Origin of the sequence: Marinobacter subterrani, assembly GCF_001045555.1 — a bacterium.
In the GTDB taxonomy this organism is placed as follows: Bacteria; Pseudomonadota; Gammaproteobacteria; order Pseudomonadales; family Oleiphilaceae; genus Marinobacter; species Marinobacter subterrani.
This window is the reverse complement of the sequence record NZ_LFBU01000001.1, coordinates 1725687-1751849: the sequence shown is the minus strand read 5'-3', so window position 1 is coordinate 1751849 and position 26163 is coordinate 1725687. Positions and strand designations below refer to the sequence as shown.

Here is a 26163-nt window from a genome sequence, read left to right as displayed (position 1 = left end):
TCAGAGTTTGAGAGGGCATGATGTTGATCCCGGATCTGTTCTGGGCCTATCTGGTCGCCATTACCTTGCTTACCATCACGCCCGGTGTTGATACCCTGTTGGTGATGCGCAATACCGGCCGTGGCGGTTTTCGGGATGGTTGCGTGACCAGTGTGGGTATCTGCAGTGGGCTGTTCATTCATGCTGCCCTCTCGGCTCTGGGTATTTCCCTTCTGCTGGTGGAAACCGCCTGGGCCTTTTCGGCCCTGAAATGGGCCGGAGCCTGTTATCTGGTGTGGCTGGGCATCGGCTCGCTACGCCAGGCCCTTCGCCGTGGTGCCGCACCGGCGGCAAACGCGGAGCCGATGGCCCGCCGGGAGCTGACCGTGGCGGTGTCCTTCCGGGAGGGCTTGCTGTCGAATGTACTGAATCCGAAGACGGCACTGTTCTATATGGCCCTGTTGCCACAGTTTGTGGACCCGGCGGGTAACGCCTTTCAGCAGTCCCTGATGCTGGCCGGCGTGCATTTTCTGCTGGCGATGCTCTGGCAGTGCGGTCTGGCCTGGGTGATGGTCACTTTCCGGGGGCTGGGCATGACCACACGGATGAAGCGGGTGCTGAACGGCCTGACCGGCGGATTCTTCGTGGCCATGGGGGCGAAGCTGGCCAGCATCTGACGCCTTCGAAAATCAATCGGGCAAAGAAAAGGGAAGCCGCGGCTTCCCTTTTTCATACCCCGATCTGCGCTATCACTTCTCCAGGTACTGGAGCTTGTTCGGCTTGCCATCCCATTCTTCGGCGTCCGGCAGCGGGTCTTTCTTCTCGGTGATGTTCGGCCATTTTGCGGCCAGATCGGCATTCAGTTCCACAAACTGGACCTGATCGGCGGGCAGCTCGTCTTCCGAGAAGATGGCTTCGGCCGGGCACTCTGGCTCGCACAGGGCGCAGTCGATACACTCGTCCGGGTCAATTACCAGAAAGTTCGGGCCTTCGTAGAAGCAGTCTACCGGGCAGACTTCCACGCAGTCCGTGTATTTACACTTGATGCAGTTATCAGTAACGATAAACGCCATAGTCAGATCCCTGGTCCAGTGGTCGGTCAGTCTCATCAGGAGCGCCGTTCGAGCGCCGCCGTTATATTTTGGTGCGCGATATTGTAGGGAGCGACCCGCACTGCCGCAAGCGTTAGGCTGCTATAACCTTATTACACAGATCAATTTTCCGCTATTTCTTCATCAGGGCTTTCAATTCGTACAGCCGGTTCATCGCCTCGCGGGGGGTTAATCCGTCGACGTCCAGGTCTTTGAGGGCTTCTTCCACGGCGCTTGGTTCGACGCTCGCAAACATGTCGCCCTGATAGACGGGTTCACTAACCTGCCTGGCCGGTGCCGGCTGGGCTGCGTCGCTTTTTGTTGGCGTGGTGCGCGTCTTTGCCGGCGCCGCCGGGCTTGCGCTGCCTTCCAGATGGGAAAGCTGGGTTTTGGCGTTGCGGATCACATCCTGAGGCACGCCTGCGAGCTTGGCCACCTGCAGCCCGTAACTCTGGCTGGCCGGGCCGTCATGGACATTGTGCAGGAACACGATGCTGTCATCGTGCTCGGTGGCCGTGAGGTGCACATTGACGGCGTGCTGCAGCTCATCGGCCAGTTGGGTGAGCTCGAAATAGTGGGTGGCAAACAGGGTGTAGCAGCGGATTTCCCGGGCCAGGTGCTCCGCGGTCGCCCAGGCCAGTGACAGGCCATCGAAAGTGCTGGTGCCGCGGCCCACTTCGTCCATCAGAACCAGACTGTGCTCGGTGGCGTTATGCAGGATGTTGGCGGTCTCGGTCATTTCCACCATGAAGGTGGAGCGGCCGCCGGCGATGTCGTCCGAGGAGCCCATCCGGGTGAAGATCCGGTCCACCGGGCCGATCACCGCGCGGTTGGCGGGTACGAAGCTGCCGGTGTAGGCGAGCAGGGCAATCAGTGCCGCCTGGCGCATGTAAGTGGATTTACCGCCCATGTTCGGGCCAGTGATCACCAGCATGCGCCTCCGGGTATCCATCAGCAGATCATTGGGCACGAAAGGCTCATCCAGCAATTGCTCAACCACCGGGTGGCGGCCCTGCTCGATGTCAAAGCCCGGGGATTCGCTGAATTCCGGGGCCGAAAAGCGCAAGGAGGTGGCACGCTCGGCAAAATTGCTCAGCACATCCAGCTCGGCAAGCGCCTGGGCCGCGTCCTGCAGGGGTGCAAGCTGTCCGGCGACGGTTTCCAGTACCTCGTCGTACAGGCCTTTTTCCCGCGCCAGGGCCCGGCTCTTGGCGCTCAGGGCCTTATCCTCGAACTCCTTCAGTTCCGGCGTGATGAAGCGCTCGGCGTTCTTAAGGGTCTGCCGGCGAATGTAATCCACCGGCGCCTGGTCCGACTGGGCCCGACTGATTTCGATGTAGTAGCCGTGTACCCGGTTGTAGCCTACCTTCAGAGTGCTGATGCCGGTGCGTTCCCGTTCCCGGGTTTCCACATCCAGTAGGTACTGGCCGGCGTTCTCGCTGATGTTGCGAAGCTCGTCCAGCTCTTCGTCGAAGCCTTCCCGAATGACGCCGCCCTCACGGATAACCACCGGCGGGTTGTGGATGATGGATCGCTCCAGCAGGTCCGCCAGTTCGGGGTATTCGCCGATCGTGGTGGCCAGCTTGACGACATGGTGGGAATTGACCGGTTTCAGGGTTTCCTGCAGGTCTGGCAGGGCCTGGAAGGCGTCTCGAAGCCGCGCCAGGTCCCGCGGTCGTGCTGAACGGAGGGCGACTCGTGCCAGTACCCGCTCAATGTCCCCCACGGCTTTCAGCAGATCGTGCACGGGTTCGTAGTGAAACCCGTCCAGGAGCGCCGAAACGGCCTGCTGGCGCTGGCGGACAATCGCCACATCCCGCAGCGGTCGGTTCAGCCAGCGCCGCAATTCCCGACCACCCATGGAGGTGGCGGTACGATCCATCACCCAGGCCAGGGTGTACTGGTGGCCGCCCATCAGGTTGGTGTCGATTTCCAGATTGCGGCGGCTGGCGGCATCCAGGATCACCGCTTCATCGCGACGTTCACGGGTCAGCTTGCGAATATGGGGCAGGGCTGTGCGCTGGGTCTCCTTGGCGTACTGCAGCAGGCAGCCTGCCGCACAGACTGCCAGGTTCAGGTCTTCGCAGCCGAAACCGGTCAGATCCCTCACTTGCAGCTGCTGGGTGATCACCCGCCGCGCTGTGTCGGGTTCGAACAGCCAGGGGCCCTGGCGGCGAATTCCGGTAAAGCCTTCCAGTACCTCCTGGTAGGGAAAATCCTCACTGATCAGGATTTCCGCAGGCCGAAGGCGCTGGAGCTCTCCTTGCAGGCCATCCAGGTTTTCCAGCTCTGAGACGGTAAGGCGACCGCTGGAGATATCGAGCGAGGCAAAACCGAACTGTTCCCGATGGTTATAGATGGCCACCAGCAGGTTGTCGCGACGGTCTTCCAGGTAGGCGTCGTCACTCAGGGTACCCGGGGTAACGATCCGCACCACCTGCCGGTCAACCGGTCCTTTGCTGGTCGCCGGGTCGCCGATCTGTTCACAAATGGCGATGGATTGACCTGCCCGCACCAGCCGGGCAATGTAACCCTCAGAGGAGTGATAGGGGATGCCCGCCATGGGGATCGGGTTGCCCCCGGACTGGCCCCGCGCGGTGAGGGTGATATCCATAAGCTCGGCCGCTTTCTTGGCGTCTTCGTAGAACAGCTCGTAGAAATCCCCCATGCGGTAGAACACCAGTTCACTGGGGTGCTGGCCCTTGATCTTCAGGTACTGCTGCATCATCGGGGTGTGCTTGGAAAGATCGGTCTGAGCTGCTGACATGAACGGGTCCGGTAGCCTTGCTTTGGATGAAGGCGTGAATTGTAAGAAAATAACCGCCGCGATGAAACGAAGGAGGTCATTATGCTGGCCAGCGATCACGAATTGGAAGACGCGGGCAATCGCCTCGGTGAGCGATTGGCTCAACTGGGCCGTACGGTTGTTACCGCGGAAAGCTGCACCGGCGGCTGGGTTGCCAAGGTACTGACCGACCGGGCCGGATCCTCGGCTTATGTTCTTGGAGGATTGGTAACCTACAGCAATGAGGCCAAGCAGGGACTATTGGGAGTGACCCGGAAATCGCTGGATGAACACGGTGCCGTCAGTGAACCGGTGGTGCGGGAAATGGTGGCCGGTGCCCTGGTGGCCACGGGTGCCGATATTGCGGTTGCCATCAGCGGTGTGGCAGGGCCCGGGGGCGGTAGCGAGGAAAAGCCCGTGGGTACGGTCTGGTTTGCCTGGGGCAGCAGTCCGGCAACCACCATGGCGGTGGTACAACACTTCGAGGGTGATCGGGATCAGGTCCGGCGGCAGTCCGTTCTCTTTGCGCTTCAAGGAGTTAACGGGTTTCTCGATGAACCCTGACCGCTTTCACATCGGGAGGGGTTGGTCTCATCCGCAGGTTATGTTTTAATACTGTTCAAATATACAGGGAATTGGCCGGTTACGCTGTACGGCCTCCCGATTCACTATTTCGCCGCCGAAGTGCCAAAGGCTTCCGGTGGCCCGGGCGACAGAGGGTTTTGCACTGATGGAAGACAACCGCAAGAAAGCATTGAGCGCAGCACTGGGCCAGATCGAACGTCAGTTCGGCAAGGGCGCCGTGATGAAAATGGGCGATCAGCCCCGTGAAGCCATTCCTGCGGTCTCCACCGGCTCCCTCGGGCTGGACGTTGCCCTGGGCATTGGCGGCCTGCCTTACGGCCGGATCTGTGAAATCTATGGCCCGGAAAGCTCAGGTAAAACCACATTGACCCTGCAGGTGATTGCCGAGGCTCAAAAAGCAGGTAAAACCTGTGCCTTTGTTGATGCCGAGCACGCTCTGGATCCGATCTATGCGGAAAAGCTGGGCGTTAACGTTGACGATCTGCTGGTCTCCCAGCCGGATACCGGTGAGCAGGCGCTGGAAATTGCCGATATGCTGGTGCGCTCCAACGCGGTCGACGTGATCATCGTGGATTCCGTGGCTGCCCTGACGCCGAAAGCCGAAATCGAAGGCGAGATGGGCGACAGCCACGTTGGCCTGCAGGCGCGACTGATGTCCCAGGCGCTGCGGAAGCTGACGGGCAACGTCAAGCACGCCAACTGTCTGATGATTTTCATCAACCAGATCCGTATGAAAATCGGTGTTATGTTCGGCAGTCCCGAGACCACCACCGGTGGTAACGCCCTGAAATTCTACGCTTCCGTCCGCCTCGACATCCGCCGCATCGGTTCCGTGAAGGACGGCGATGAGGTCGTCGGTAACGAGACCCGCGTTAAAGTGGTCAAGAACAAGGTCTCCCCGCCGTTCAAGCAGGCCGAGTTCCAGATCATGTACGGCAAGGGCATCTATCACATGGCTGAGGTGCTCGACATGGGCGTGAAGGAAGGCTTTGTTGACAAGTCCGGTGCCTGGTACGCCTACAAGGGTGACAAGATTGGCCAGGGTAAGGCCAATGCCTGCAAGTTCCTGGAAGAAAACCTGGATATTGCCAACGAAATTGAAGCGGCGGTTCGTGACAAGCTGATGCCGAAGCCGGTCTCCAAAAAAGAAGCCGAAGAAGCGCCTGCAGAAGCGAGCGGCGAGTTGCTCTAAACCTTTTTAAGCAAAGCCACTATGGGCGGCAGGCGTAAATCCAGGCCTGCCGCGCCATTGTTACCCTCGACTTTCCTGCCAGGTAATAACCCTTTTTCCAGCTCCCTCCTGAAGTGGCCCGGTTCAGCACCAATGTCGACCTCCAGGCGCTTGAGGTACTCTTCGCCACCAGCCTGCTGCAACTGACTCTTGATCCACTTCCTGTATGTCATTCGACGATAGAGTTCCTGCAGTTTTTTACTGTTTAGATATCGCATCGACTTCTCCTCCTCTGATTGTCCAATCTATGGTAAGCAGAAGTCTTTGTGGGGTATCGGTCCAGATCCTTTAAAAGCTCTCGTAACAGATCGCCTTTTTTTTGCTCTGTGCTGCTCAAATATTAAGCATCTGTGCTCTCTGTCTCTCCCTCTGGTTTGAGCTGGCGGCAGAATGAATTCATACTCAATGAGCGCTCACTTTTTCTCTTCAGCTACAAATCAGAGTCGGTATGGAAGCAAAAAAGAGATTACTGATCGTCGCTCATGTTCCTTCCCCAAACACACTCAAGCTTCGAGAGGCGGCCGAGCAGGGCGCCTGCCATGAAGACATTGAAGGCGTTGAGGTAAAGGTACTTGCCCCCATGGACGCCGGCCCAGAAGACGTTCTCGCGTGTGATGCCATCATTCTGGGTACTACTGAGAATCTCGGGTATATGAGTGGTGCCTTAAAGGACTTCTTCGATCGCAGCTACTATCCATGCCTCGAGAAAACCCAGGGCTTGCCCTTTGCCTACTATATCCGCGCCGGACATGACGGCACGGGCACCAATCGGGCAATTGCAAGCATTACCACCGGGCTACGCTGGAAACTGATCCAGGAGCCTCTGATCTGTCGGGGTGAGTATCGGGCTGAGTTTGAAGATCAATGCCGGGAACTGGGGATGTATGTCGCTGCAAGCCTCGACGCCGGGCTGGTGTGAACCTGAACGGCTGGCTCAGCTGGCAAACCGGTTGTAGAAGCCTTCAATCCGCGACAGGGCATTGTCGACAGTGCGTGAATAGCCCTTCTTGTCCAGACAATAGCTGAACTGGACGCTCAGGCGATAACCGGTCTGGTAAGGGTGGCATTCCACCACCCGGGCGCACACCCGTGATTCGCTGATGTATTTACCATTAAAATCCATAAACAGGCGAACGCCCGGTTCCACGGGCCTGGGGCAGAGCACGGCCATGCCGTAACGGTTCATGTCGAGGCAGGAAACCGGGGTCGGGTGCTTGCCGCGGCCCAAAAAACCGCGTTCCCGAAGCTGCACCTTCAGGCAGGAAGCGGGATAACGATCCTTGATTCTGCGCTCTGCGGAATCGCTGGTCATACGCTGGCATCCGTTGCGTGCATTGTCGTTGTTGTTGCCCGGCGCGGAGGTTTCTGAACCGCCGGGAGATGAAGTGTAGTCCCGGAACAACTGCCTGAAAAATGAACATCGGCAAAACTGTGAACTGCCCGGCATATTGCCGGGTATTGCGGGCAACGCCAGAAATCTGCGCGCCAAACGCGACAGGGCCGACCGCAGAATCTACAATGACCGGCCAATGAGTCAACCGTTACAGGACCGAACCTTGAAGTCACTGTCCCTGCACCAGCTTTACAAAGCCTGTGTTCTGAAAGATCTGCCGTTTAAAACCACCAGGCAACTGGAACCCCTGGCCGAAATCGTGGGCCAGAACCGGGCCCAGGAAGCCGTGCGTTTCGCCCTGGCCATGCCCCATGGCGGGTACAACGTGTATGCCGTTGGTCGCAATGGTTTGGGAAAGCGCACCATGATGCTGCGTTACCTGGAACATCATGTGGATACCGATCAGCAAAGCCATGACTGGTGCTATGTGGCCAACTTCAAGGATCCGCGGATTCCGAAGCTGCTACAGCTTCCCGCAGGCCGGGGAACGGAACTCAAACAGGATATGGAAAAGCTGATGAGCCGGCTGGTCAAGGTCATTCCCCAGACCTTTGACAGCGACAGTTTTCTTGAGCGCTCCGAACAACTGAAGAACGAATACGGCAAGAAGCAGGAAGATGAGCTCGAAAAAGTGGCCGCCCAAGCCAGGCGTAAAAAGGTCAGCCTGACCGTAACCACGCCCGGTGGTTACCGGCTGGTTGCCATGAATGGCGACGAGCCGCACACAGTTGAATCGTTCCAGGCGCTGACCGATGAGCAGCGTGACAAGTTTGAAGACATCATTAACAAGCTGGAGAAAAAACTCCGGCAGGCCCTGCGCAAGCTTGCGGACTGGGAGCAGGAATACGCGGATAAACAGCAGGCGCTGAACCAGGAGACCCTGGAGGGTATCTCAGGCCACCAGGTCGATGAACTGATCGAGAAATACAAGGACCTTCCCGACGTGGTTGCCTATTTCGAGGCAGTCCGGGCCGATATGGTGGAGAACCTTGAGATATTCCTGGACGACAACGAGGAGCAGGCAGCGATTGCCTACGCATCCCTCGACAAGAAGATGCCCCGTCGTTATCTGGTGAATGTGCTGGTCCACCAGAAGACCAACGAAGTGCCCATGGTGGTTGAGGATAATCCCACCTACCACAACCTGTTCGGCTACGTTGAAAATGTTACCTACAAGGGCACCGTATTCACCGACTTCTCACTGATTCGCCCGGGCAGCCTGCACCGGGCTAATGGTGGTTATCTGCTTATGGACGCCATCAAGGTACTGGAGCAGCCGTTCGTATGGGATGGCCTGAAGCGTGCCTTGCGCTCCAGGTCGATTCAGATCAACTCTCTCGAGCGTGAATTGACGCTGTCCGGCACCATTTCCATCGAGCCGGAATCGGTCCCGCTGGATGTCAAGATTGTCCTGTTTGGTGACCGCGAAACCTGGATGCTGTTGCAGGAGTACGATTCGGAATTTGCCGAGCTGTTCCGGGTAACCGCGGATTTTGAAAACGAGATGTACCGCTCCGATGACAGCCAACTGCTGTATGCCAAGTTCATTGCCAGCCTGGTGAGCGAGAAAAAATTGCTGCACTGTTCGAACAAGGCGGTTGCCCGGGTTATTGAACACAGCGCGCGCATGGCGGAGCATCAGGACCGTCTGTCCCTGCATGCGGCGGATATCGCCAACCTGTTGCGGGAATCGGATTTCTGGGCCAGGCAGGCCGGCGCGCGTCTGATCCAGGATATGCACGTGGAGCGGGCGCTGGAAAGCGCCAAATACCGGAGTAGCCGGATCCGCGACCAGTTCTATGATTCCATCCGGGATGGCTCGACCCTTGTCACTACGGAAGGAACCTGTGTGGGGCAGGTGAATGCCTTGTCGGTTCTGTCTACCGGCGGTTTCGAATTCGGCCTTTCCAATCGCGTCACCGCTACCTGCTATTATGGAGATGGCGCGGTGATGGATATCGAGCGGGATGTAAAGCTTGGCGGTAACCTTCACTCCAAGGGCGTGATGATTCTTAGCTCCTGGCTGGCTTCGCACTTTGCGGTTAATGACCCGATGCACCTGTCGGCCAGCCTGACCTTCGAGCAGAATTACGGCGAGGTGGATGGTGATAGTGCCTCCCTTGCAGAGTTGTGTGCGTTGGTTTCTTCCCTGTCGGGAATTCCGGTGCGTCAGGACCTGGCGATTACCGGGTCGGTCAACCAGTTCGGCGAGGTTCAGCCGATCGGTGGCGTGAATGAGAAAGTGGAAGGTTTTTTCACCACCTGCCATCTCAAGGGCGGGCTTTCAGGCACCCAGGGGGTCATTGTGCCCGCCACCAACGTGCAGAACCTGATGCTCGACAGCGAAGTGGTAAAGGCGGTGCGCGCAGGCCGGTTTGCGGTTTATTCGGTTGCCCGTGTGGAGGAGGCCATAACCCTGCTGCTTGGAAAACCGGCGGGCAAGGTGGATGAAAAAGGCAGGTACCCGAAGCAGAGCGTTTTTGGCATTATCCAGCAACGACTTGAAAAAATGCGGGAACACGAGCGCCAGGAACATGCCCGTGATGACCACAAAGACCCGTCAATTCACTGACCGGCAATCACAAGAAAACGGACAGGAGAGAACACATCCATGACTGATATTCAGCAAACCGTGTACGTGGTAGAGGACGATGAGGCAGTCCGCGACTCCCTGGAGCTACTGCTTAAATCCGACGGCAAGCCGGTCAAGACCTATGAGAGTGCAACCGCTTTCCTGAAGGACTATACCGACAGGATGGCCGGCTGCATTGTGCTGGATATCCGAATGCCCGGCATGGACGGTATGGAGTTGCAGAAGAAACTGAACGAAAAGCATTCAATTCTGCCTATTATCTTTGTCACGGGCCACGGTGACGTGCCCATGGCGGTAGATGCCATGAAAGAGGGGGCTGTAGATTTCATCCAGAAGCCCTACCGGGAAGAGGCGCTGCTGGAAAAGATCGAGGCGGCGCTGAGGCAGGACCTGGAACAGCGCAAATCGCTGGATGAGAAGCAGGAAATTATTCGGCGTATCAACAGCCTGACTCCGAGAGAGCACGAAATCATGGACCGTATGATTGCCGGTCAGGCCAACAAGGTCATCGCCATTGAGCTGGAGATCAGCCAGCGCACTGTGGAGATTCACCGCTCCCGCGTCATGCACAAGATGGGCACCCATTCCCTTGCACATCTTGTCCGTATGGTCCTGTCCGTAAAGGACCTTATCGACGCCGGGTGATCCCGCCGGCATCATACGGTTACTTTTTTAACCGGCCCTGAATATATGACTGAAGCTGTCAGCGAGAACTCAGAGGTGACGGTTCTGCTTGTGGACGACAATCCGCAGAACCTCAAAGTCCTTTATGAGACCCTGAAAGATAAAGGTTACCGGCTGTTGATTGCCAATGAAGGCGAAAAGGCACTGGATCTTGCCCACCGCCACCAGCCTGAAGTAATCCTCCTGGATATCATGATGCCGGAGATGGACGGTTATGAAGTCTGTGAGCGCCTCAAGGCCGATTCCCAGACGGCCGACTGCGCCGTTGTCTTCCTGTCTGCCCTTGATGACCTGCAGGCCAAGGTAAAGGGCTTTTCCCTGGGCGGCGCTGACTATATTTCCAAGCCGTTCCAATCCCAGGAAGTGATCGCCCGGGTTAAGACCCACGCCTCGGTCATCCGCCTTGAAAGAGAGCTGCAAGCCCGTAACCGTGAGCTTCAGAGTGACCAGGCCCGCATCCTTAACTCGATCAGCGAGGGCATTTACGGCCTTGATGAGAATGGCCTGATCGAATTCGCGAATCCGGCGGCGGCGCTCATTATGGGGGCTCCGGTGGAGGAGCTGATCGGCCGCAACTTTTTTGCAACCCATTTCGCCACGGCCGGGGATAATCCGGACAGTCTTCCGGTAAAAGCAACCTGCCAGCAGGGGGTAGCCGAGAACCAGCGGGATATCCGCATGCTGCGGGCCGATGGCACCGGCTTTCCGGCGGAATATCGGTCTACCCCCAAGCTGGACGGCGACGAGCTCCATGGCGCTGTCGTGGTGTTCAGGGACATTACTGCCGAGCTGGACAGCGAGCGGGCCCTGGAAGAGGCCCGGCATCTGGTTCAGGAGCAGCGGGACCAGCTGGCGCATACCTCACGCCTGACCACCATGGGTGAAATGGCCGCCGGTGTTGCCCACGAAGTGAATCAGCCGTTAACGGCGATTACCAACTACGCCCGGGTCGCCAAGCGGATGATGGCGAAAGAAACCGCGGATATGGGGCTGCTTCAGGAGACCCTGGACAAGATCGAGGCGCAATCCCATCGGGCCAGCGAAATTATCCGCCGGATCCGGCGGTTCATGAAGAAACCGGTAACCGGCAAGGAAGTGCTTTCGGTCTCGGCGCTTCTGGAGGACACCCGGCAGTTTGCCGAGGTGGACATGCGCAATAACAAAGGTGCCATAGAGCTTGTGGTACCTGACGATATGCCGGATGTGATGGCTGATCCGATTCAGGTCCAGCAAGTGGCGCTCAACCTCATACGGAATGCCCTGGAGGCGACCAGTAGTGTGAGCTCTGCCGCGCCGGTTGAGGTATCGGCCAGCAGGCAGGGCGATACCTGTGTGCGAATCCAGGTTCGCGACCACGGTGTGGGTTTGCCGGAAGATGCCGAAGAAAAGCTGTTCCTGCCGTTTTTTACCACCAAGGATGATGGTATGGGCATCGGGCTCTCTACCTGCCGCTCGCTGATTCAGGCCCAGGGCGGGGATATCGGTTTCCAGCGCCCGGAAGACGGCGGTGCCTGTTTTTACTTTACCCTTCCGGTTGCCGGCGCCCAGGGTGCTCCCTGCACCCCGGAGGACGCGGCACCAAAAGCCTAGAGCCAGTCGATGCGCCCGCTCAGATGCGGCGCGTCGCCTTTCGCGTTCAGCACCTGATAATCCCAGCCTGATTCCCCGGTCTTCCAGTTCAGCTGAGCCGTGCCCGGCAGAAAAAGCGGCTTCTTGAACTGACAGGCTGCCCTGATCGCGCCCGGGCGCCAGCCTTTCTGTTGCTCCAGCACTGCCAGTGCGTGGGCTTTGGTCCACATGCCGTGCGCAATTGCCCGGGGGAAACCGAAGGCTTTGGCGCTGAGGGCGTGCATGTGGATCGGGTTGCTGTCGCCGGATACCCGGGCGTACTGGCGGCCAATGGATTCTGGTGCAGACAGGCTCACTGTGTGGGGATAGCGCTCCAGTTCTGGTGGTGCCTTCTTGCCCGTCGGTTCGCCATCTTTCTGTGGTTGCCGAAACAGGGTAGTGCTTGCTTCCTCCCAGACCAGCCTGCCTGCCGAACGGGCTTCGGTAATCAGATCAAACTCCACACCCCGGGTGGTGTGCGTTTCATTGCCCAGACAGACGCTGATATCCAGGTTTTCCCCGGCGCCGACACGCCGGTACTGGGTGATGGTGTTGCGCAGGTGGACCAGCCCCAGCAATGGCAGTGGAAAGCGATCGTCGGTCAGGAGTTTCAGGTGCAGGGGGAATGCCAGTACATGGGGCCAGGTGAGCGGCAGGTGGCTGTGCGGCGTGAATCCGCATACCTTCCGGTAACGCTTGAGGCTATCGCCGCCTGTGCTGGCGCCCCGCAGGCACGCCGACAAGTCCGGGATTGTCATGCTCCCGCCCTTTTCCTGCCTCGCCAGCAGTGCCTTGCCGTAGAGCGGCAGTAGTGAGGGTGGCGAATTGTGATAAACGAGAGTTTCTGCCATGGCTTGTTCTCCGTCACATCCGACGCTGGTCATTATGGCACCTGTGGCTTGGTGGTGTCTTATCGGGCTAGTCCTGCTTACAATCTGGTACAACTCTGTGTTCGTGGCCTGATATGCTCTACTATAAGACGATTGTCTTACAGGGCGCAGTATTGGGGCCCGGCAAGTTTGGCAAACCCCGCCGGAACAGGCATTGGCCTGGCGTACCCGGACGGGTGTCCGGTCGGTCAAAGTAGCAGTAAACCAATAAAAAGCGGGATCTTATGCAGGAACTTCGTGACGCGGGAGTGATGTTGCGCCTGATCTATGAGGCGATGAAAAAGAAGGGAATCGACACCGATGCCATTTTCAGCCGTCTTGGCGTGGATGAGAAATACGTTTATACCGAGCAGCTTCGAACGCCCCACAGCGCCCAGATGTACTTCTGGCAGGCCGTTGAGGATGTTTCCGGCGATCCTGATGTCGGGCTGCATCTTGGCCAGTTGTTACCCGCCTATAAAGGCCAGGTGTTGGAATACCTTTTTCTGAGCAGCCCGACTTTCGGCGAGGGGTTGCGGCGAGCCCAGAACTACCAGCGCCTGCTGAGCGATGCGGCCAATACCGATTTTTTCATTGAGGGTGACAATGCCTGCATGGTACTGGATGCCGCGTCGGATGATGTCCGCCGGCTTAAGCACTTCAATGAATGTTTTGTTCAGGGCCTGATTACTTTTTTTCGTTCGATCACCGACGATACCTTCCAGCCCTCCCGCATCGAGTTTGAGCATGAACGGGCCGAAGGCCAGGACCATGTGCGGGTAGTGCTCGGCTGTGACGTTTCCTTCGGCGCTGAGGAGAACCGGCTGTATTTCCCCGTGGCGCTGTTATCCCATGCATCGCCCCATGCTGAGCCAGAGCTTCTGGATCTCCATGAGCGGTTTGCCAGCGAGCAGGTGGCTCGGCTCGAGAAGAAAGACATTGTCGGACAGGTTGAACGGATTATCGCGGAGCTGCTGGACAGCGGCGAGGTAACCCTGGATGCGGTGGCCGAGCGCCTCGGCATCAAGCCTCGTACGTTGCGTACCCGCCTCACCGAGGCTGAAACCAGCTTCAACCAGGTGCTGGCTGATTTCCGGTATCGGCTGGCCCGTCAACTGCTGGCCACCACCGATGAATCCATTGATGAAATCGTCTATCTCACTGGCTTCTCAGAGCCGAGCACCTTCTACCGGGCTTTCAAACGCTGGTCGGCAATGACTCCCATCGAATACCGTAAAACCGCGCAGGGCAAGGACGCCATGGTCGATGCCATGTAACCGCATAAGACTTGCGAACTTTTTTCGGGAAAAGCGTTGACATAACGGGGCGCCTCTTTATAATGCGCCCTCGTTGTCACCAAGCAGTCACACCCCTGATTGCGCCGCCTCCCGAAGGCAGAACGTGATGACCCGCACGGAGCGGTAGTTCAGTTGGTTAGAATACCGGCCTGTCACGCCGGGGGTCGCGGGTTCGAGTCCCGTCCGCTCCGCCATTTTTCCTTCCCGTTTGCCCCTTGTTTAGTCTTCTATCTTCGCTCGCGTCTCTATTTGTCATTTATCTGTCATACATCACCTCTAGCCTGTTCCTGAATCGGGAAAAAGGAAAACTGCCATGCGAGACTACGAAGACGAGCTGATTGAAAACCAGTACGAAGAGTACGAAGACGACGAAGGCTGGGACGACGCGACTGAGCTCTAGGCGCTTCTGATCTGCTTCCGGTGCTCGCCCGGACTGAGGCTGAACCAGCGTCGATAGGCCTTGTGGAAGGCCGCAGGATTGGCAAACCCCAGAAGCCAGGCAATCTCCGCCAATGATGAGTCGGTCTCGCGGATGTAGTCCCGGGCCAACTGTTTTCGCGTTTCATCCACCAGTTCCCGGAACCCTGTTCCCTCCGCCGCCAGTTGCCTCTGCAGTGTCCACGGCGCTGCGCCAAGTTTCCTTGCAATGGTGTCCAGCCCCGGCGTTTTGCCCCGGAGCAGAGGTGTCAGTAGATTCTTCACCCGATCTGCCATTGTCCATCCCCGCCGGATTTGCTGCATCTCCCGCTCGCAGAGTTCCGCCAGCTTTTCGTGCATCGCCGGCTGCGCCTGCAGGCTCTCGCTTTGCCAGATATCAGGGCGCACAGTGATGGCGTTTGCTGGTGCCCCGAACTGCACCGGGCAGCGGAACCAGCTCTCGAACAGCTCATCGTCACCGATCGAACGGTATTCGATGGTGACCTTCTCCAGAACATCATAGCGGCCGGTTACCGTTCGCAGGAACTGGGTCCAGGCGGCCAGTACCGAATCCACGACGAAATAGTTGAAGCCGTTATAGGGTCGGATGGAATGGAACTGCGCCTGTCGGGTGTCGGGCCGAATGGTCGGAACACCCCGGCTATTGCGGCTGGTCAGCAGCGCGTAACGGATCAGGGTGCTGATCGCCGACCCGGCAGTGTCGGCGGTTTCCCCGGCAAGCCCCGCAATACCGGCATCCACGGGTCGTGACAGTGCGCCCATGCGCAAGCCAAGCGCAGGGTTTCCGGTTTCCCTGATCGCCGCATGGCCCAGGCGCATGAAGCGGGGAATGCTGATCCGTGCTTCCGGGGACGCCACGGTCTGGTGATCAAGCTGGAAGCGCGCTGCCAGTTCGGCAACGTTGGCGCCTTCGGCCTCGGCGGCACGCAACAGGGCGGAAACATAGAGAACACTGATGTCTCCGAGCGAGTTTTGACGGGTTTGGGGGGGTGCGTGTTGACTGCTCATGGAAGCCTTTGTCAGACATGTTATCCAGGGATAATAAAATGTTATCCCCGGATATTGTGGAGGGCAAGATCCACGCGTAGTTTAGAGCTCAATAATGAGTCGGGCTCCGGAGGCCCGCCACCGATCACGATGAGGAGACAGGAAATGACCACGAGCACGACCCCAGGTGTAGCGCGATACCCGAATCTGCTTGAGCCGCTGGATCTTGGTTTCACCAAACTGCGCAATCGCACGCTGATGGGCTCCATGCACACGGGGCTTGAGGAGGCGAAGAACGGATTCGAGCGCTTGGCGGCATTTTACGCAGAGCGTGCCCGTGGCGGTGCCGGCCTGATCGTCACCGGCGGGATTGCTCCGAATGTCGAGGGCGGTGTATTTCAGCACGCCGCCAAGATGACCACCAACGAAGAGTCCGACAAGCACAGGATCATCACTGACGCGGTGCACGAAGCCGATGGCAAGATCTGCATGCAGATTCTTCATGCCGGCCGATACGCCTACTCGCCGGAGCTGGTGGCACCTTCCGCCATCCAGGCGCCGATCAACCCGTTCAAGCCGAAGGAGCTGGACGAGGCGGGCATCGAAAAGCAGATCCAGGACTACGCGGATTGCGCTGCCCTGGCGCAACGTGCCGGCTACGACGGTGTTGAGGTCATGGGGTCGGAAGGCTATTTCATTAACCAGTTCATCGTTTCCCATACCAATCACCGGACCGACCGCTGGGGTGGCAGCTACGAGAATCGTATCCGCCTGGCCATCGAAATCGTGCGCCGTGTGCGTGAGCGGGTGGGTGAGAATTTTATCCTGATTTACCGCCTCTCCATGCTGGACCTGATTGAGGATGGCAGCACCTGGGACGAGGTGGTTCACCTGGCCAAGGAAATCGAGAAGGCTGGCGCCACCATCATCAATACCGGCATTGGCTGGCACGAGGCCAGGGTGCCCACCATCGCCACGTCGGTTCCCCGGGGTGCCTTTACCAAAGTGACCGCACGGCTGAAAGGTGAGGTGGGCATTCCGCTGGTGACCACCAACCGGATCAACATGCCGGAGGTTGCCGAGAAGATTCTCGCCGAAGGCGATGCCGATATGGTCTCCATGGCCCGGCCGTTCCTGGCGGACGCCGATCTGGTGCTGAAAGCGGCAGAGGACCGCGCCGACGAAATCAACACCTGCATCGGCTGTAATCAGGCGTGTCTTGATCACACCTTCAGCGGTAAGCTGACCTCCTGTCTGGTGAACCCCCGTGCCTGCCATGAGACCGAACTGACTTACGTGAAAGCAGCGGCCCCGAAATCTATTGCTGTAGTTGGTGCCGGGCCTGCAGGGATGACATTTGCCTCGGTTGCTGCGGAGCGGGGCCACAAGGTGACCCTGTTTGACGCTGGCAGCGAGATTGGTGGCCAGTTCAATGTGGCCAAGCTGATACCGGGCAAGGAGGAGTTCTATGAAACACTGCGTTATTTCCGCGTGATGCTCGAGAAGCATCAGGTGGACGTTCGCCTCAATACCCGGGTGACTGCCGAAGAGCTCAAGGCCGGCGGCTTTGACGAGGTGATTCTGGCGACCGGGGTGAAGCCCCGTACCCCGGACATCGAGGGCATTGATCATCCGAAAGTGATCGGTTACCTGGATGCACTGCTGCAGCGCAAGCCGGTTGGCCAGAAGGTTGCCGTGATCGGCGCCGGCGGTATCGGTTTCGATGTCTCGGAATTCATTGTCCACAAAGGCACGTCGGCGGCCCTTGATACCGGGCACTTCATGCGCGAGTGGGGTGTCGATCTCACCGTCGAGCACCGCGGTGGTATCCAGGGCGTAACCCCGGAAGTGCCGGAACCTGCCCGGGAGGTCTACCTGCTTCAGCGCAAGGCGTCCAAGGTGGGCAAGAACCTGGGCAAGACTACCGGCTGGATTCACCGGGCTTCTCTCAAGAATCGTGAGGTTCAGATGGTGCCGGGTGTTACCTATCGCAAGATTGATGATGAGGGGCTGCACATCACCGTCACGCCAAAAGGTGCCGAGCGGGGTGAGGAGCGGGTATTGCCCGTGGATACGATTATCGTATGTGCCGGCCAGGAGCCGTTGCGGGAATTGCAGGCGGAGCTGGAAGCGGCAGGCCTGCCGGTTCATTTGATTGGCGGCTCGGATGTTGCCGCGGAGCTGGATGCCAAGCGGGCGATCAATCAGGGCAGCCGCCTGGCCGCGGAACTTTAACCGCTGATACGATCACAAATTGTTGCAGTTTTTCCCTGTGCAGCAAGGATTGACTGGCTAGACTATTGGCTTTGAGTCTGTCAGTTTGCATCTCCGCCCCGAGGCCTTCCCGTCGGGGTGGAGTCGCCGATACCGTAGTTTGATGGAACACTTTTAACCGGTGCGTCGTCTGGGTGTCGAATCTTTGAATCGTGGGAGTCAGCAATGGTGTCTGCCGACCAGGCAACCGATGGTTATTCGGCGGTATTTTTCATGGATGGGGGCCAGGTGGCACGCGAGATGCGGGCCAGCGAATTCGGTGCCTTCCTGGACGGCTATGTGGGCCTGTCTGATCTGGCCGAAACGGACGTCCGGGCCGTTCTGGTCGAGCTGAGTGGCGATCTCCTCGTGCAGGCACTGGTGTTCTTCCGGATCTGGTTTGACGAAGAAGGCCGGGCAGACAGCCACTGGAATGTGCCCATTGAGGAGCTGGCTCGGCGCGGCGCCAAGGGGCCGGACATGGGCGGTGGCGCTATCCGCCTGGTTTGTCGAAGCCAGTGCCCCGATCCCAAGTACAAGGAAGATCTCTGGGACCCGGACATGACGCCGGGCAATAACCACTTCCAGTCGATTCGAAAGGCCATCGAGGCCAACAGCCTCAAATTCCGCAAGATAGAACCGGTTCAGGAGGAGAATATTCCGCTGCTGAATCCGGAGGCGGAGGAGTCTGCCGGAGCCGAAGGTGGCGCAGCGTCAGCGGATCGCTCCCGTCTTGCCCAGCTGATCCGCGAGCAGCGCCTCCGGATCAAGACGCTGCAAAGCGTCCATCGCGATTCCCTGTCTGACATTCAGCGCGAGCATCGTCTGGAAATGCAGGGTCTGCGCAATGAGATGGCAACCCTGGAGCAGAAGTATGAACGCCAGCGCCTGAGTAATGACCAGCTCAAGAAGCGCCTGTCTGAACGCAATGAGCAGTACCTCACCATGCAGGAGCAAATGGCATCCGGAGGTGAGGACAAGGAACGGGACGAAGCCAACGCCAGCGCAGAACTGGTGCTGCTCCGGGAGCAACTTGAACGCCGCCAGAGGGAGCTGGAGCTCAGGGACGACAAGATCGTGGCTCTTGAGCAGGAAAACCACGATCTCCGGCACCGTGAGCCTGCCGAGAACTCCATTCTGGACCACCTGAAGCGCCAGTCGGTGTTCCTGGTGGCCTATCACGCCGGTGTGGGGCACATCACCTTGCCCTACGACGATATCGAAACCTACTTCAATAACCCCACCGCCTATGCGGCCGATCGCTGCGGCATGAACGAGCCGGCCTACCGGGAATGGCTGGAGCACTACGAAAACCCGGTCTGCAAGCACGAAGGCAAGGATGGCAAGGCCTGTGGTGAGCCCATCGTGCGGGTCAGCCAGCCGGCGGAATTCCGCCCCGGGACCGATGATCGCTGCGAGAAACACCAGGCCTGAGGCCGGAACTTTTTTCAGTATCGGGTGACTTTCGTTAAACTGTACGCCAGATTGTCACCGGGGTAACGGATTCGTCTGGCCCCGCCGCTTTCCGACACCGCAGGAAACTTCATGGATCAGTTCAGGAATATTGGTGTGATTGGCCGGATGGGCAGCGTCAAAGTGGTTGAGTCGCTGCGCCAGCTCAAACAGTATCTGATTGCCAATCACTACCACGTCATTCTCGAGGAAGACACGGCCAGCATGTTGCCCGGCCACGGCCTGCAGGTGGCGAGCAAAAAGCTGCTGGGCGAAATCTGTGACCTGGTGATTGTGGTTGGCGGCGACGGCAGTCTGCTGGGCGCGGCCCGGGAACTGGCAAAATCCAAGATTCCCCTGCTCGGGGTAAACCGTGGCCGGTTGGGGTTTCTGACTGATATTTCACCGGCGGACCTTGAGGAACGTCTCGGCAAGGTTCTGGAAGGTGAATACATGGAGGAGGCCCGCTTCCTGCTGGATGGCAACGTCGAGCGGAACGGTCAGCCCCTGGGTTTTGGAACGGCCCTCAACGATGTCGTGCTGCATCCCGGTAAATCCACCCGGATGATCGGCTTTGATCTGTTCATTGATGGCCACTTTGTCTACAGCCAGCGCTCGGACGGCCTGATCGTCTCCACCCCAACCGGCTCCACCGCCTACTCGCTGTCAGCGGGCGGGCCGATCATGCATCCCAAGCTGGATGCCATTGTTCTGGTGCCCATGTTTCCCCATACGCTCAGCAGCCGGCCAATCGTGGTCGATGGCAAGAGCGAGATCAAACTGGTGATCGGGGAGACCAACGAAACCTATCCGCAAATCAGTTTCGACGGGCAGATGAACATTGCCTGCGCGCCGGGCGATATCATTCGCATCACCAAAAAGCCGTTCAAGATTCGGCTGATTCATCCCACCGATCACAATTTCTACGCCACCTGCCGTGACAAGCTTGGCTGGGCTAGCGAAATATCAGCGAGTTGAGCATGGCTGGAACCCGACAGGCCGCAAGTCGCGGTTATGACATTATTGGCGATATTCATGGCTGCGCGAACACGCTTGCCCGGTTGCTGGATCAGATGGGCTATCGCAGGATCAACGGCGTATACCAGCATCCGCGCCGCCAGGCCATTTTCATCGGTGATATCATTGATCGCGGGCCCCGTATCCGCGAAGCACTTCACCTGGTGAGGGATATGGTGGAGCACGGCTCGGCCCGCATCGTGATGGGCAACCACGAATACAATGCCCTGGGCTATTGCACCCGCGCCCGCGCGGGCAGTGGCAGGAAATGGCTGCGGGAACACAATGCCCGCCATGACAGACTGATCAAAGAAACGCTGGATCAGTTCGAAGCCTATCCCCATGAGTGGAACGAGTTTCTCGAATGGTTTTACACCATTCCCCTGTTCATCGAGGACGAGGACTTCCGCGCGGTGCATGCCTGCTGGGATGGCGACCTGATCGAGAAATTCCGGCGCGTTCAGGGTGGTGCCTGTATTGACGAGGACTTCCTGCACGCCTCGGCGGCCATTGAGTCGTTCGCCGGCCAGGTGATGGATACCCTGTTGCGGGGCACCGATCTGCGCCTGCCTGAAGGTATGGCAATTACCGGCCGAGATGGCTATGTGCGGCAGTTTTTCCGCACCAAATTCTGGGCGGATAATCCCCGTACCTACGCCGATGTGGTGTTCCAGCCGGACCCGCTTCCGCCGGAAGTGGCGCGCCGGGTGTTGACGCCAGGCGAGCGAAAGCAGTTAATCAGCTACCCGCTGGATGCCCCGCCGGTGTTTGTCGGGCATTACTGGATGGAAGGTGAGCCGGCTCCGCTGAAGTCCAACGTTGCCTGTATCGATTTCAGTGCCGTGAAGTACGGCCGGCTGGTGGCTTACCGGATGGACGGTGAACGGGCACTTTCCCGGGACAAGTTTGTCTGGGTAGAGGTGGACCGGCCGGAACAGCCGGATTATCCCACCAGTGAAGACAGTCTCGCGCGCTAGTTCTGGCCGCAAAGCCCACCCATTTCCGGAGGCGGAATAAGCTGTGTATCGAGTAAAGCAGTTGGATACCACGGTCAATCTGGCCACGTTCAGCCGCTGGCTGAAAGGGCAGGGAGTGACCCACAGAATCACCGAGGAGGGCGGCTTCCAGGTACTCTGGCTGGAGGACCCGACCCACGCCGAGCCGGTCCTTGCTGCGCTTGATCGATTCATGGCGGAGCCGGAGCTGCGGGAGGCGGTCGACCGCCAGAACGATTCGCCGGTTTTTGTTGGCGGGCGTTGGCAGCCTTCGCCCCGCCATGCGCCTCTGGTCCTGGGCATTATCGTGTTTGCGGTCATCATGGTCTGGCTCACCGCCATGGGCCAGAATGAACTGGCTGCGGCCCTGATGATCGTTGATCCGAGAGCTTACGACTGGAGTAGCATGGCCGGTCGTATTGAGGCGTTAACCGCAACCCTGGCCACTGGCCAGGTCTGGCGCTTGCTGACGCCGGATTTCCTGCATTTCAGCTGGACCCATATTATTTTCAACTCGGTCATGCTCTGGTTCCTGGGCAGTCAGGTTGAGTGGTTTGACGGCCGGGGGCGCCTGATTACCCTGTTTGTGGTCACCAGCCTGGTTTCCAATGGCCTGCAGTATGTTGTTTCAGGTCCACTTTTTGGCGGGCTGTCGGGTGTTGTCTACGGGATTCTCGGTTACTGCTGGCTGAGCCAGCGGTCGGTGCCAAGGTTCCAGTTCCCGCCGGCACTGGTCACCTTTGCGGTGGCGTGGATGGTGATCGGGTTTACCGCGCTGCCCGAAATGCTGGGGCTCGGTCGCATGGCGAACGAGGCTCATCTGGGGGGATTTGTTGCGGGGCTGGCCCTCGCGCTCATTCTGCCCGTAAGAACCCGGTGAGGCGCATAAAAAAGCCCCGCCAGAGGCGGGGCATAAAAAGAGCTGAAAGCTCCTGATGAGAGAGACCAAATGATACGACCGTCGTCATTTGGTGAAGTAATGATAATCATTATCGTTTGATTCTGTCAAACGATTCCGCCATTTTTATATGAACTTTTTTTCAGGAGAGCGGGATGACTTACGAAGAACTGATTGAGCGACTGGACCCCAATGTCTACCGGAGCCTCCGCCAGTCGATTGAACTCGGCAAATGGCCGGATGGCCGCAAGCTGACGCCTGAGCAGCGCGAAATCAGCCTGGAGGCGGTCATCTATTACGAAAACCTGCACGGCATTCCCGAACAGGAACGTGTCGGTTACCTCGACCGGGGCAGTAAAGCCGGAACTGCCTGCGACCCCTCGGTACAGCGTAACCAGAGTATCGGCGATGTTGATCCGGAACAGTTTGTTGAGGTCAAGTCTTGAGCGGGTTGATTGATGTAACCGGCCGGCTTCGCAAAATGCCGGCAGAAGCGGGAGACCCGGTGGCTTACACCATTGCCGTCGGCGATACCCGTGTGCCCCTGAATGACCTGATTGGCCGTTCGTTGCGGTTCGATTTTGGTGGAACCATTCGCTGCATTCACTGCGACAGAAAGACCAATAAAAGCTTCAACCAGGGATTCTGCTATCCCTGTTTCCGTAAACTGGCTGCCTGCGACAGCTGCATTATGAGTCCGGAAAAGTGCCACTACCATCTCGGTACCTGTCGTGAGCCGGAGTGGGGCGAGACTCATTGCATGGTGGAACACGTGGTTTACCTGGCGAACTCCTCGGGCCTGAAGGTCGGTATTACCCGGGCCTCCCAGGTGCCGACCCGGTGGATTGACCAGGGGGCGGTTGATGCCATTCCGATGGTGCGGGTTGCAACCCGGTATATTGCCGGTCTGGTGGAAGTGGCCTGCAAGGCCTACGTTGCCGACCGAACCAACTGGCGGGCGATGCTCAAGGGCGATGTTCCGGAGCTGGACCTGGCCGAAGAACGCCGCAGAGTGCTCAGCCTGATTGCCGGGGATATCGCGGCGCTCAGAGACGCCCACGGCCCGGACTCTATTCGTGAAGTGGATGAGCAGGGTCTTGGTCTGAGCTATCCTGTGGTGACCTGGCCAGAAAAGATCAAAACCCATAACCTTGATAAAACGCCGGAGGTTGAAGGCGTTCTTGAGGGCATCAAGGGCCAGTACCTTATTCTCGATACCGGTGTGATCAACATCCGTAAGTTCACCGGTTATGAAGTCCGTTTCCGGGTTATGGAGGGCTGAGCAGCCCCCTCCCGGCCGACCCAATCACGCCCGTGGGCCAGAAACTCCGGCACACGCAGGCAGCGAATTCTGGAGAAAACCAATGCGCACCAGCCAGCCACAAACCATCTACCTGAGTGATTACCGGGTGCCCGCCTACCTGGTCGATACCGTGGACCTGAGATTCGAGCTTTTTGAGGATGGCGCCCGGGTACACAGCACGCTGGAGCTCCGGCGCAATCCCGAGTCCGATGAGGCATCTGCGCCCTTGGAACTTGATGGCGACAGCCTGACGCTGGAATCCGTTGCCCTTGATGGCATCGAGCTGGTCGCCAGTGACTATGAGGATCGCGGCGATCAGCTGGTGATCCGGACCGTTCCCGATCAATTCCGGCTGACGGTTGTGACCTGGATCGAGCCGCAGAACAATACCCGGCTGGAGGGGCTCTACAAATCCTCCGGAATGTTTTGTACCCAGTGCGAGGCCGAAGGTTTCCGCTGCATTACCTTCTTCCCGGACCGGCCGGATATCATGGCCCGTTTCCGCACCCGTATCGAGGCCAGCAAAGCGGCCTACCCAATCCTGCTGTCCAACGGCAACGACGTCGAAAAGGGCGAGCTGGAAAATGGCCGTCATTTTGTAACCTGGGAAGATCCGTTCCCCAAGCCCTGCTACCTCTTTGCCCTGGTGGCCGGTGATCTGGTGGAGAGGCGTGACAGCTTTACCACCTGCTCTGGACGGCACATTGATCTGCGCATGTATGTGGAGCCCAGAAACGCCGAAAAATGTGATCACGCCATGGACTCCCTCAAGCGGTCCATGCGATGGGATGAGGAAGTCTACGGCCGGGAATACGACCTGGACATCTTCATGATCGTGGCCGTTGATGATTTCAACATGGGGGCCATGGAGAACAAGGGGCTCAACATCTTTAACTCCTCCTGCGTTCTGGCCAGCCAGGAAACCGCGACCGACCTGGCGTTCCAGCGCATCGAGGCCATCGTTGCCCATGAATACTTCCATAACTGGTCGGGTAACCGGGTCACCTGCCGGGACTGGTTCCAGCTCAGCCTGAAAGAGGGCTTTACGGTTTTCCGGGATTCGCAGTTCTCAGCGGACATGGGTTCGCCAACGGTCAAGCGCATTGAGGATGTCACTCTGCTGCGTACTGCCCAGTTTGCCGAAGATGGCGGCCCCATGGCGCACCCGGTCCGTCCGGCCTCCTATATGGAGATCTCCAACTTCTATACCCTGACTATTTATGAAAAAGGCGCGGAAGTGGTGCGCATGATCCATACCCTGCTGGGGCCGGAGATGTTCCGCAAGGGCAGCGATCTTTACTTCCAGCGCCACGATGGCCAGGCAGTCACCACCGACGATTTTGTCCGGGCCATGGAAGATGCATCGGGGCGTGACCTCAGACAGTTCCGTTTGTGGTATGAGCAGGCCGGCACGCCGGTACTGACGGTTTCCGATGAGTTCGATGCCGGCAAGGGCATCTATCGCCTGACCATTGAGCAGAGCATCCCGGCCACCCCGGGCCAGAGCAACAAAAAGCCCCAGCACATTCCCTTTGCCCTGGGCCTGCTGGGACAGGATGGCCAGCCATTGCCCCTGCAGCTTGAAGACCGCGCACCGGAGGCGCCTGCCGAGCGGGTGCTTGAGCTTACCGAGGCGGTCCATACCTTCGAGTTTCACGGCCTTGAATCCAGCCCGGTGCCTTCCCTGCTGAGGCACTTTTCGGCACCGGTGCGGGTTCGCTATCCGTGGACCCGCGAGCAGCTGCTGTTCCTGATGAGCCACGATCCGGACGGCTTCAACCGCTGGGACGCTGGCCAGCGGCTGGCGGTTGATGTGATCCAGTCCCTGGTGGGTGCTGCCGACGATGCCGAGGTTGAACCGCGGCTGGTCGAGGCCTACCGAAAACTGGTCACCGACGCGCAACTCGACCAGGCTCTGGTGGCAAAAATGCTTCAGTTGCCCTCAGAGGCCTACCTCATCGAGTTGGCAGAAGATGCCGATGTTCCGGCGATTCATCGGGCCCGTGAGACCGTAATGCAGAGCCTTGCGCGCGCCCTGAAGGACGAGCTCAAGGCCTGTTATCAACGTAATCTTGAAACCGGTCCCTATGAGGTGACTCCGGAGACGATCGCCCGGCGCAGCCTTCGTAATACCGCGCTCGCCTGGTTGCTGATGATCAACGATCCAGAAGGTCGCGCCCTGGCCGAGAGCCAGCTGAACGACGCGGACAACATGACAGACCGGATGGGTGCCCTGCGCGCGCTGGTCAACTCCGATTTCGAGGAAGACCGACGGCAGGCCCTGGACCAGTTCTACGGCGGCTTCCGGGACGATCCACAGGTTGTTGAGCAGTGGTTCTCCGTTCAGGCAGCCAGCGACCGCGCCGGACAGTTGGCGGATATCAGGAAGTTGCTGGAGCATCCGGCCTTCGACTGGAAGAACCCGAACAAGATCCGTTCCGTAGTCGGTGCCTTCGCCGGGCAGAACCTGTCGGCCTTCCACAATCCGGACGGTTCCGGTTATGACTTCCTGGCGGATCAGGTTTGCCGGCTGGATGACACAAACCCGCAGATCGCTGCGCGTCTGGTGACGCCACTGACCCGTTGGCGGAAGTTCGCGCCGGTCTACAGCGGGCAGATGGAATCCGCCCTGGAGCGCATTCGCGACAAAGACGGCCTGTCCCGGGATGTCTACGAGGTGGTACACAAGAGCCTCGCCGGCTGA

Annotated in this window: 22 protein-coding genes and 1 tRNA gene; 17 read left to right on the top strand and 6 right to left on the bottom strand. The window is 58.7% G+C overall.

Annotated features, from left to right (window positions below):
* Positions 1-17: 17 nt before the first annotated feature.
* Positions 18-656: a LysE family translocator gene (locus msub_RS08265; protein ID WP_048495562.1), complete on the top strand. Its 639-nt coding sequence runs from the start codon at positions 18-20 to the stop codon at positions 654-656.
* 72 nt (positions 657-728) lie between these two features.
* Here the strand turns inward: msub_RS08265 and fdxA are convergent, their stop codons facing one another.
* Together fdxA and mutS are read right to left on the bottom strand one after the other, a co-directional pair.
* On the bottom strand, positions 729-1052 hold the full coding sequence (gene fdxA / locus msub_RS08260; RefSeq protein WP_008170541.1) for a ferredoxin FdxA: 324 nt from the start codon (positions 1050-1052) through the stop codon (positions 729-731).
* 151 nt (positions 1053-1203) lie between these two features.
* On the bottom strand, positions 1204-3837 hold the full coding sequence (gene mutS / locus msub_RS08255) for a DNA mismatch repair protein MutS (protein WP_048495561.1): 2634 nt from the start codon (positions 3835-3837) through the stop codon (positions 1204-1206).
* Between the two features lie 81 nt (positions 3838-3918).
* Between mutS and pncC the strand changes: the two genes are divergently transcribed.
* Both pncC and recA read left to right on the top strand, forming a co-directional pair.
* Complete coding sequence (pncC, locus tag msub_RS08250; protein ID WP_048495560.1) at positions 3919-4419, top strand: nicotinamide-nucleotide amidase; 501 nt, start codon at positions 3919-3921, stop codon at positions 4417-4419.
* Positions 4420-4585: 166 nt separating this feature from the next.
* Positions 4586-5632 (top strand): recombinase RecA, encoded by a 1047-nt coding sequence (gene recA / locus msub_RS08245; protein WP_048497031.1) that lies wholly within the window; start codon positions 4586-4588, stop codon positions 5630-5632.
* Here the strand turns inward: recA and msub_RS08240 are convergent.
* Positions 5629-5844 (bottom strand): hypothetical protein, encoded by a 216-nt coding sequence (locus tag msub_RS08240; protein ID WP_048495559.1) that lies wholly within the window; start codon positions 5842-5844, stop codon positions 5629-5631. The two genes, recA and msub_RS08240, sit on opposite strands and share 4 nt — an antisense overlap.
* Positions 5845-6119: 275 nt before the next feature.
* Here msub_RS08240 and msub_RS08235 point away from each other — a divergent pair, with 275 nt between their 5' ends.
* On the top strand, positions 6120-6590 hold the full coding sequence (locus msub_RS08235) for a flavodoxin family protein (RefSeq protein WP_048495558.1): 471 nt from the start codon (positions 6120-6122) through the stop codon (positions 6588-6590).
* 15 nt (positions 6591-6605) lie between these two features.
* On the opposite strand, the gene msub_RS08230 is transcribed toward msub_RS08235, so the two are convergent.
* The gene (locus tag msub_RS08230) at positions 6606-6983 is read right to left on the bottom strand and encodes a PilZ domain-containing protein (RefSeq protein ID WP_048495557.1); all 378 of its coding nucleotides are present in this window, start codon (positions 6981-6983) and stop codon (positions 6606-6608) included.
* 244 nt (positions 6984-7227) lie between these two features.
* On the opposite strand from msub_RS08230, the gene msub_RS08225 reads away from it, so the two are divergent.
* From msub_RS08225 to msub_RS08215, 3 genes are read left to right on the top strand one after another with little or no spacing between them, the layout of a single operon-like run.
* Positions 7228-9636: a Lon protease family protein gene (locus tag msub_RS08225; protein ID WP_048497030.1), complete on the top strand. Its 2409-nt coding sequence runs from the start codon at positions 7228-7230 to the stop codon at positions 9634-9636.
* Between the two features lie 39 nt (positions 9637-9675).
* A complete protein-coding gene (gene fixJ, locus msub_RS08220) occupies positions 9676-10302 on the top strand; it encodes a response regulator FixJ (protein WP_048495556.1) in 627 nt (208 codons plus the stop codon).
* Positions 10303-10347: 45 nt separating this feature from the next.
* Entirely contained in the window at positions 10348-11931 is a 1584-nt protein-coding gene (locus msub_RS08215) for an ATP-binding response regulator (protein WP_048495555.1), read from the top strand.
* Here the strand turns inward: msub_RS08215 and msub_RS08210 are convergent.
* Complete coding sequence (locus msub_RS08210; RefSeq protein ID WP_048495554.1) at positions 11928-12800, bottom strand: MaoC family dehydratase; 873 nt, start codon at positions 12798-12800, stop codon at positions 11928-11930. The two genes, msub_RS08215 and msub_RS08210, sit on opposite strands and share 4 nt — an antisense overlap.
* A 263-nt stretch (positions 12801-13063) precedes the next feature.
* Here msub_RS08210 and msub_RS08205 point away from each other — a divergent pair, with 263 nt between their 5' ends.
* Both msub_RS08205 and msub_RS08200 read left to right on the top strand, forming a co-directional pair.
* Positions 13064-14095 carry an AraC family transcriptional regulator gene (locus tag msub_RS08205; RefSeq protein WP_048495553.1) on the top strand — a complete coding sequence of 344 codons (1032 nt, stop codon included), beginning with the start codon at positions 13064-13066 and terminating at the stop codon, positions 14093-14095.
* A gap of 138 nt (positions 14096-14233) precedes the next feature.
* A tRNA-Asp gene (locus msub_RS08200) sits at positions 14234-14310 on the top strand.
* Positions 14311-14512: 202 nt separating this feature from the next.
* Here msub_RS08200 and msub_RS08195 read toward each other — a convergent pair.
* On the bottom strand, positions 14513-15562 hold the full coding sequence (locus msub_RS08195; protein ID WP_048495552.1) for an AraC family transcriptional regulator: 1050 nt from the start codon (positions 15560-15562) through the stop codon (positions 14513-14515).
* A gap of 144 nt (positions 15563-15706) precedes the next feature.
* Here msub_RS08195 and msub_RS08190 point away from each other — a divergent pair, with 144 nt between their 5' ends.
* From msub_RS08190 to pepN, 8 genes are all read left to right on the top strand, one after another.
* Positions 15707-17776, top strand: a complete 2070-nt coding sequence (locus tag msub_RS08190; protein WP_048495551.1) for an NADPH-dependent 2,4-dienoyl-CoA reductase — start codon at positions 15707-15709, stop codon at positions 17774-17776.
* 204 nt (positions 17777-17980) lie between these two features.
* A complete protein-coding gene (locus msub_RS08185; protein ID WP_048495550.1) occupies positions 17981-19228 on the top strand; it encodes a hypothetical protein in 1248 nt (415 codons plus the stop codon).
* A 111-nt stretch (positions 19229-19339) separates the two neighbouring features.
* Positions 19340-20224: an NAD(+) kinase gene (locus msub_RS08180; RefSeq protein WP_048495549.1), complete on the top strand. Its 885-nt coding sequence runs from the start codon at positions 19340-19342 to the stop codon at positions 20222-20224.
* Positions 20225-20226: 2 nt separating this feature from the next.
* The gene (locus msub_RS08175; RefSeq protein WP_048495548.1) at positions 20227-21240 is read left to right on the top strand and encodes a metallophosphoesterase; all 1014 of its coding nucleotides are present in this window, start codon (positions 20227-20229) and stop codon (positions 21238-21240) included.
* 43 nt (positions 21241-21283) lie between these two features.
* Positions 21284-22138: a rhomboid family intramembrane serine protease gene (locus tag msub_RS08170; RefSeq protein ID WP_048495547.1), complete on the top strand. Its 855-nt coding sequence runs from the start codon at positions 21284-21286 to the stop codon at positions 22136-22138.
* A gap of 173 nt (positions 22139-22311) precedes the next feature.
* Positions 22312-22602, top strand: a complete 291-nt coding sequence (locus msub_RS08165; RefSeq protein ID WP_048495546.1) for a YeaC family protein — start codon at positions 22312-22314, stop codon at positions 22600-22602.
* Complete coding sequence (locus msub_RS08160) at positions 22599-23438, top strand: DUF2797 domain-containing protein (RefSeq protein ID WP_048495545.1); 840 nt, start codon at positions 22599-22601, stop codon at positions 23436-23438. Before msub_RS08165 ends, msub_RS08160 begins: the two co-directional genes overlap by 4 nt.
* Before the next feature lie 82 nt (positions 23439-23520).
* Positions 23521-26163, top strand: a complete 2643-nt coding sequence (gene pepN, locus msub_RS08155; RefSeq protein WP_048495544.1) for an aminopeptidase N — start codon at positions 23521-23523, stop codon at positions 26161-26163.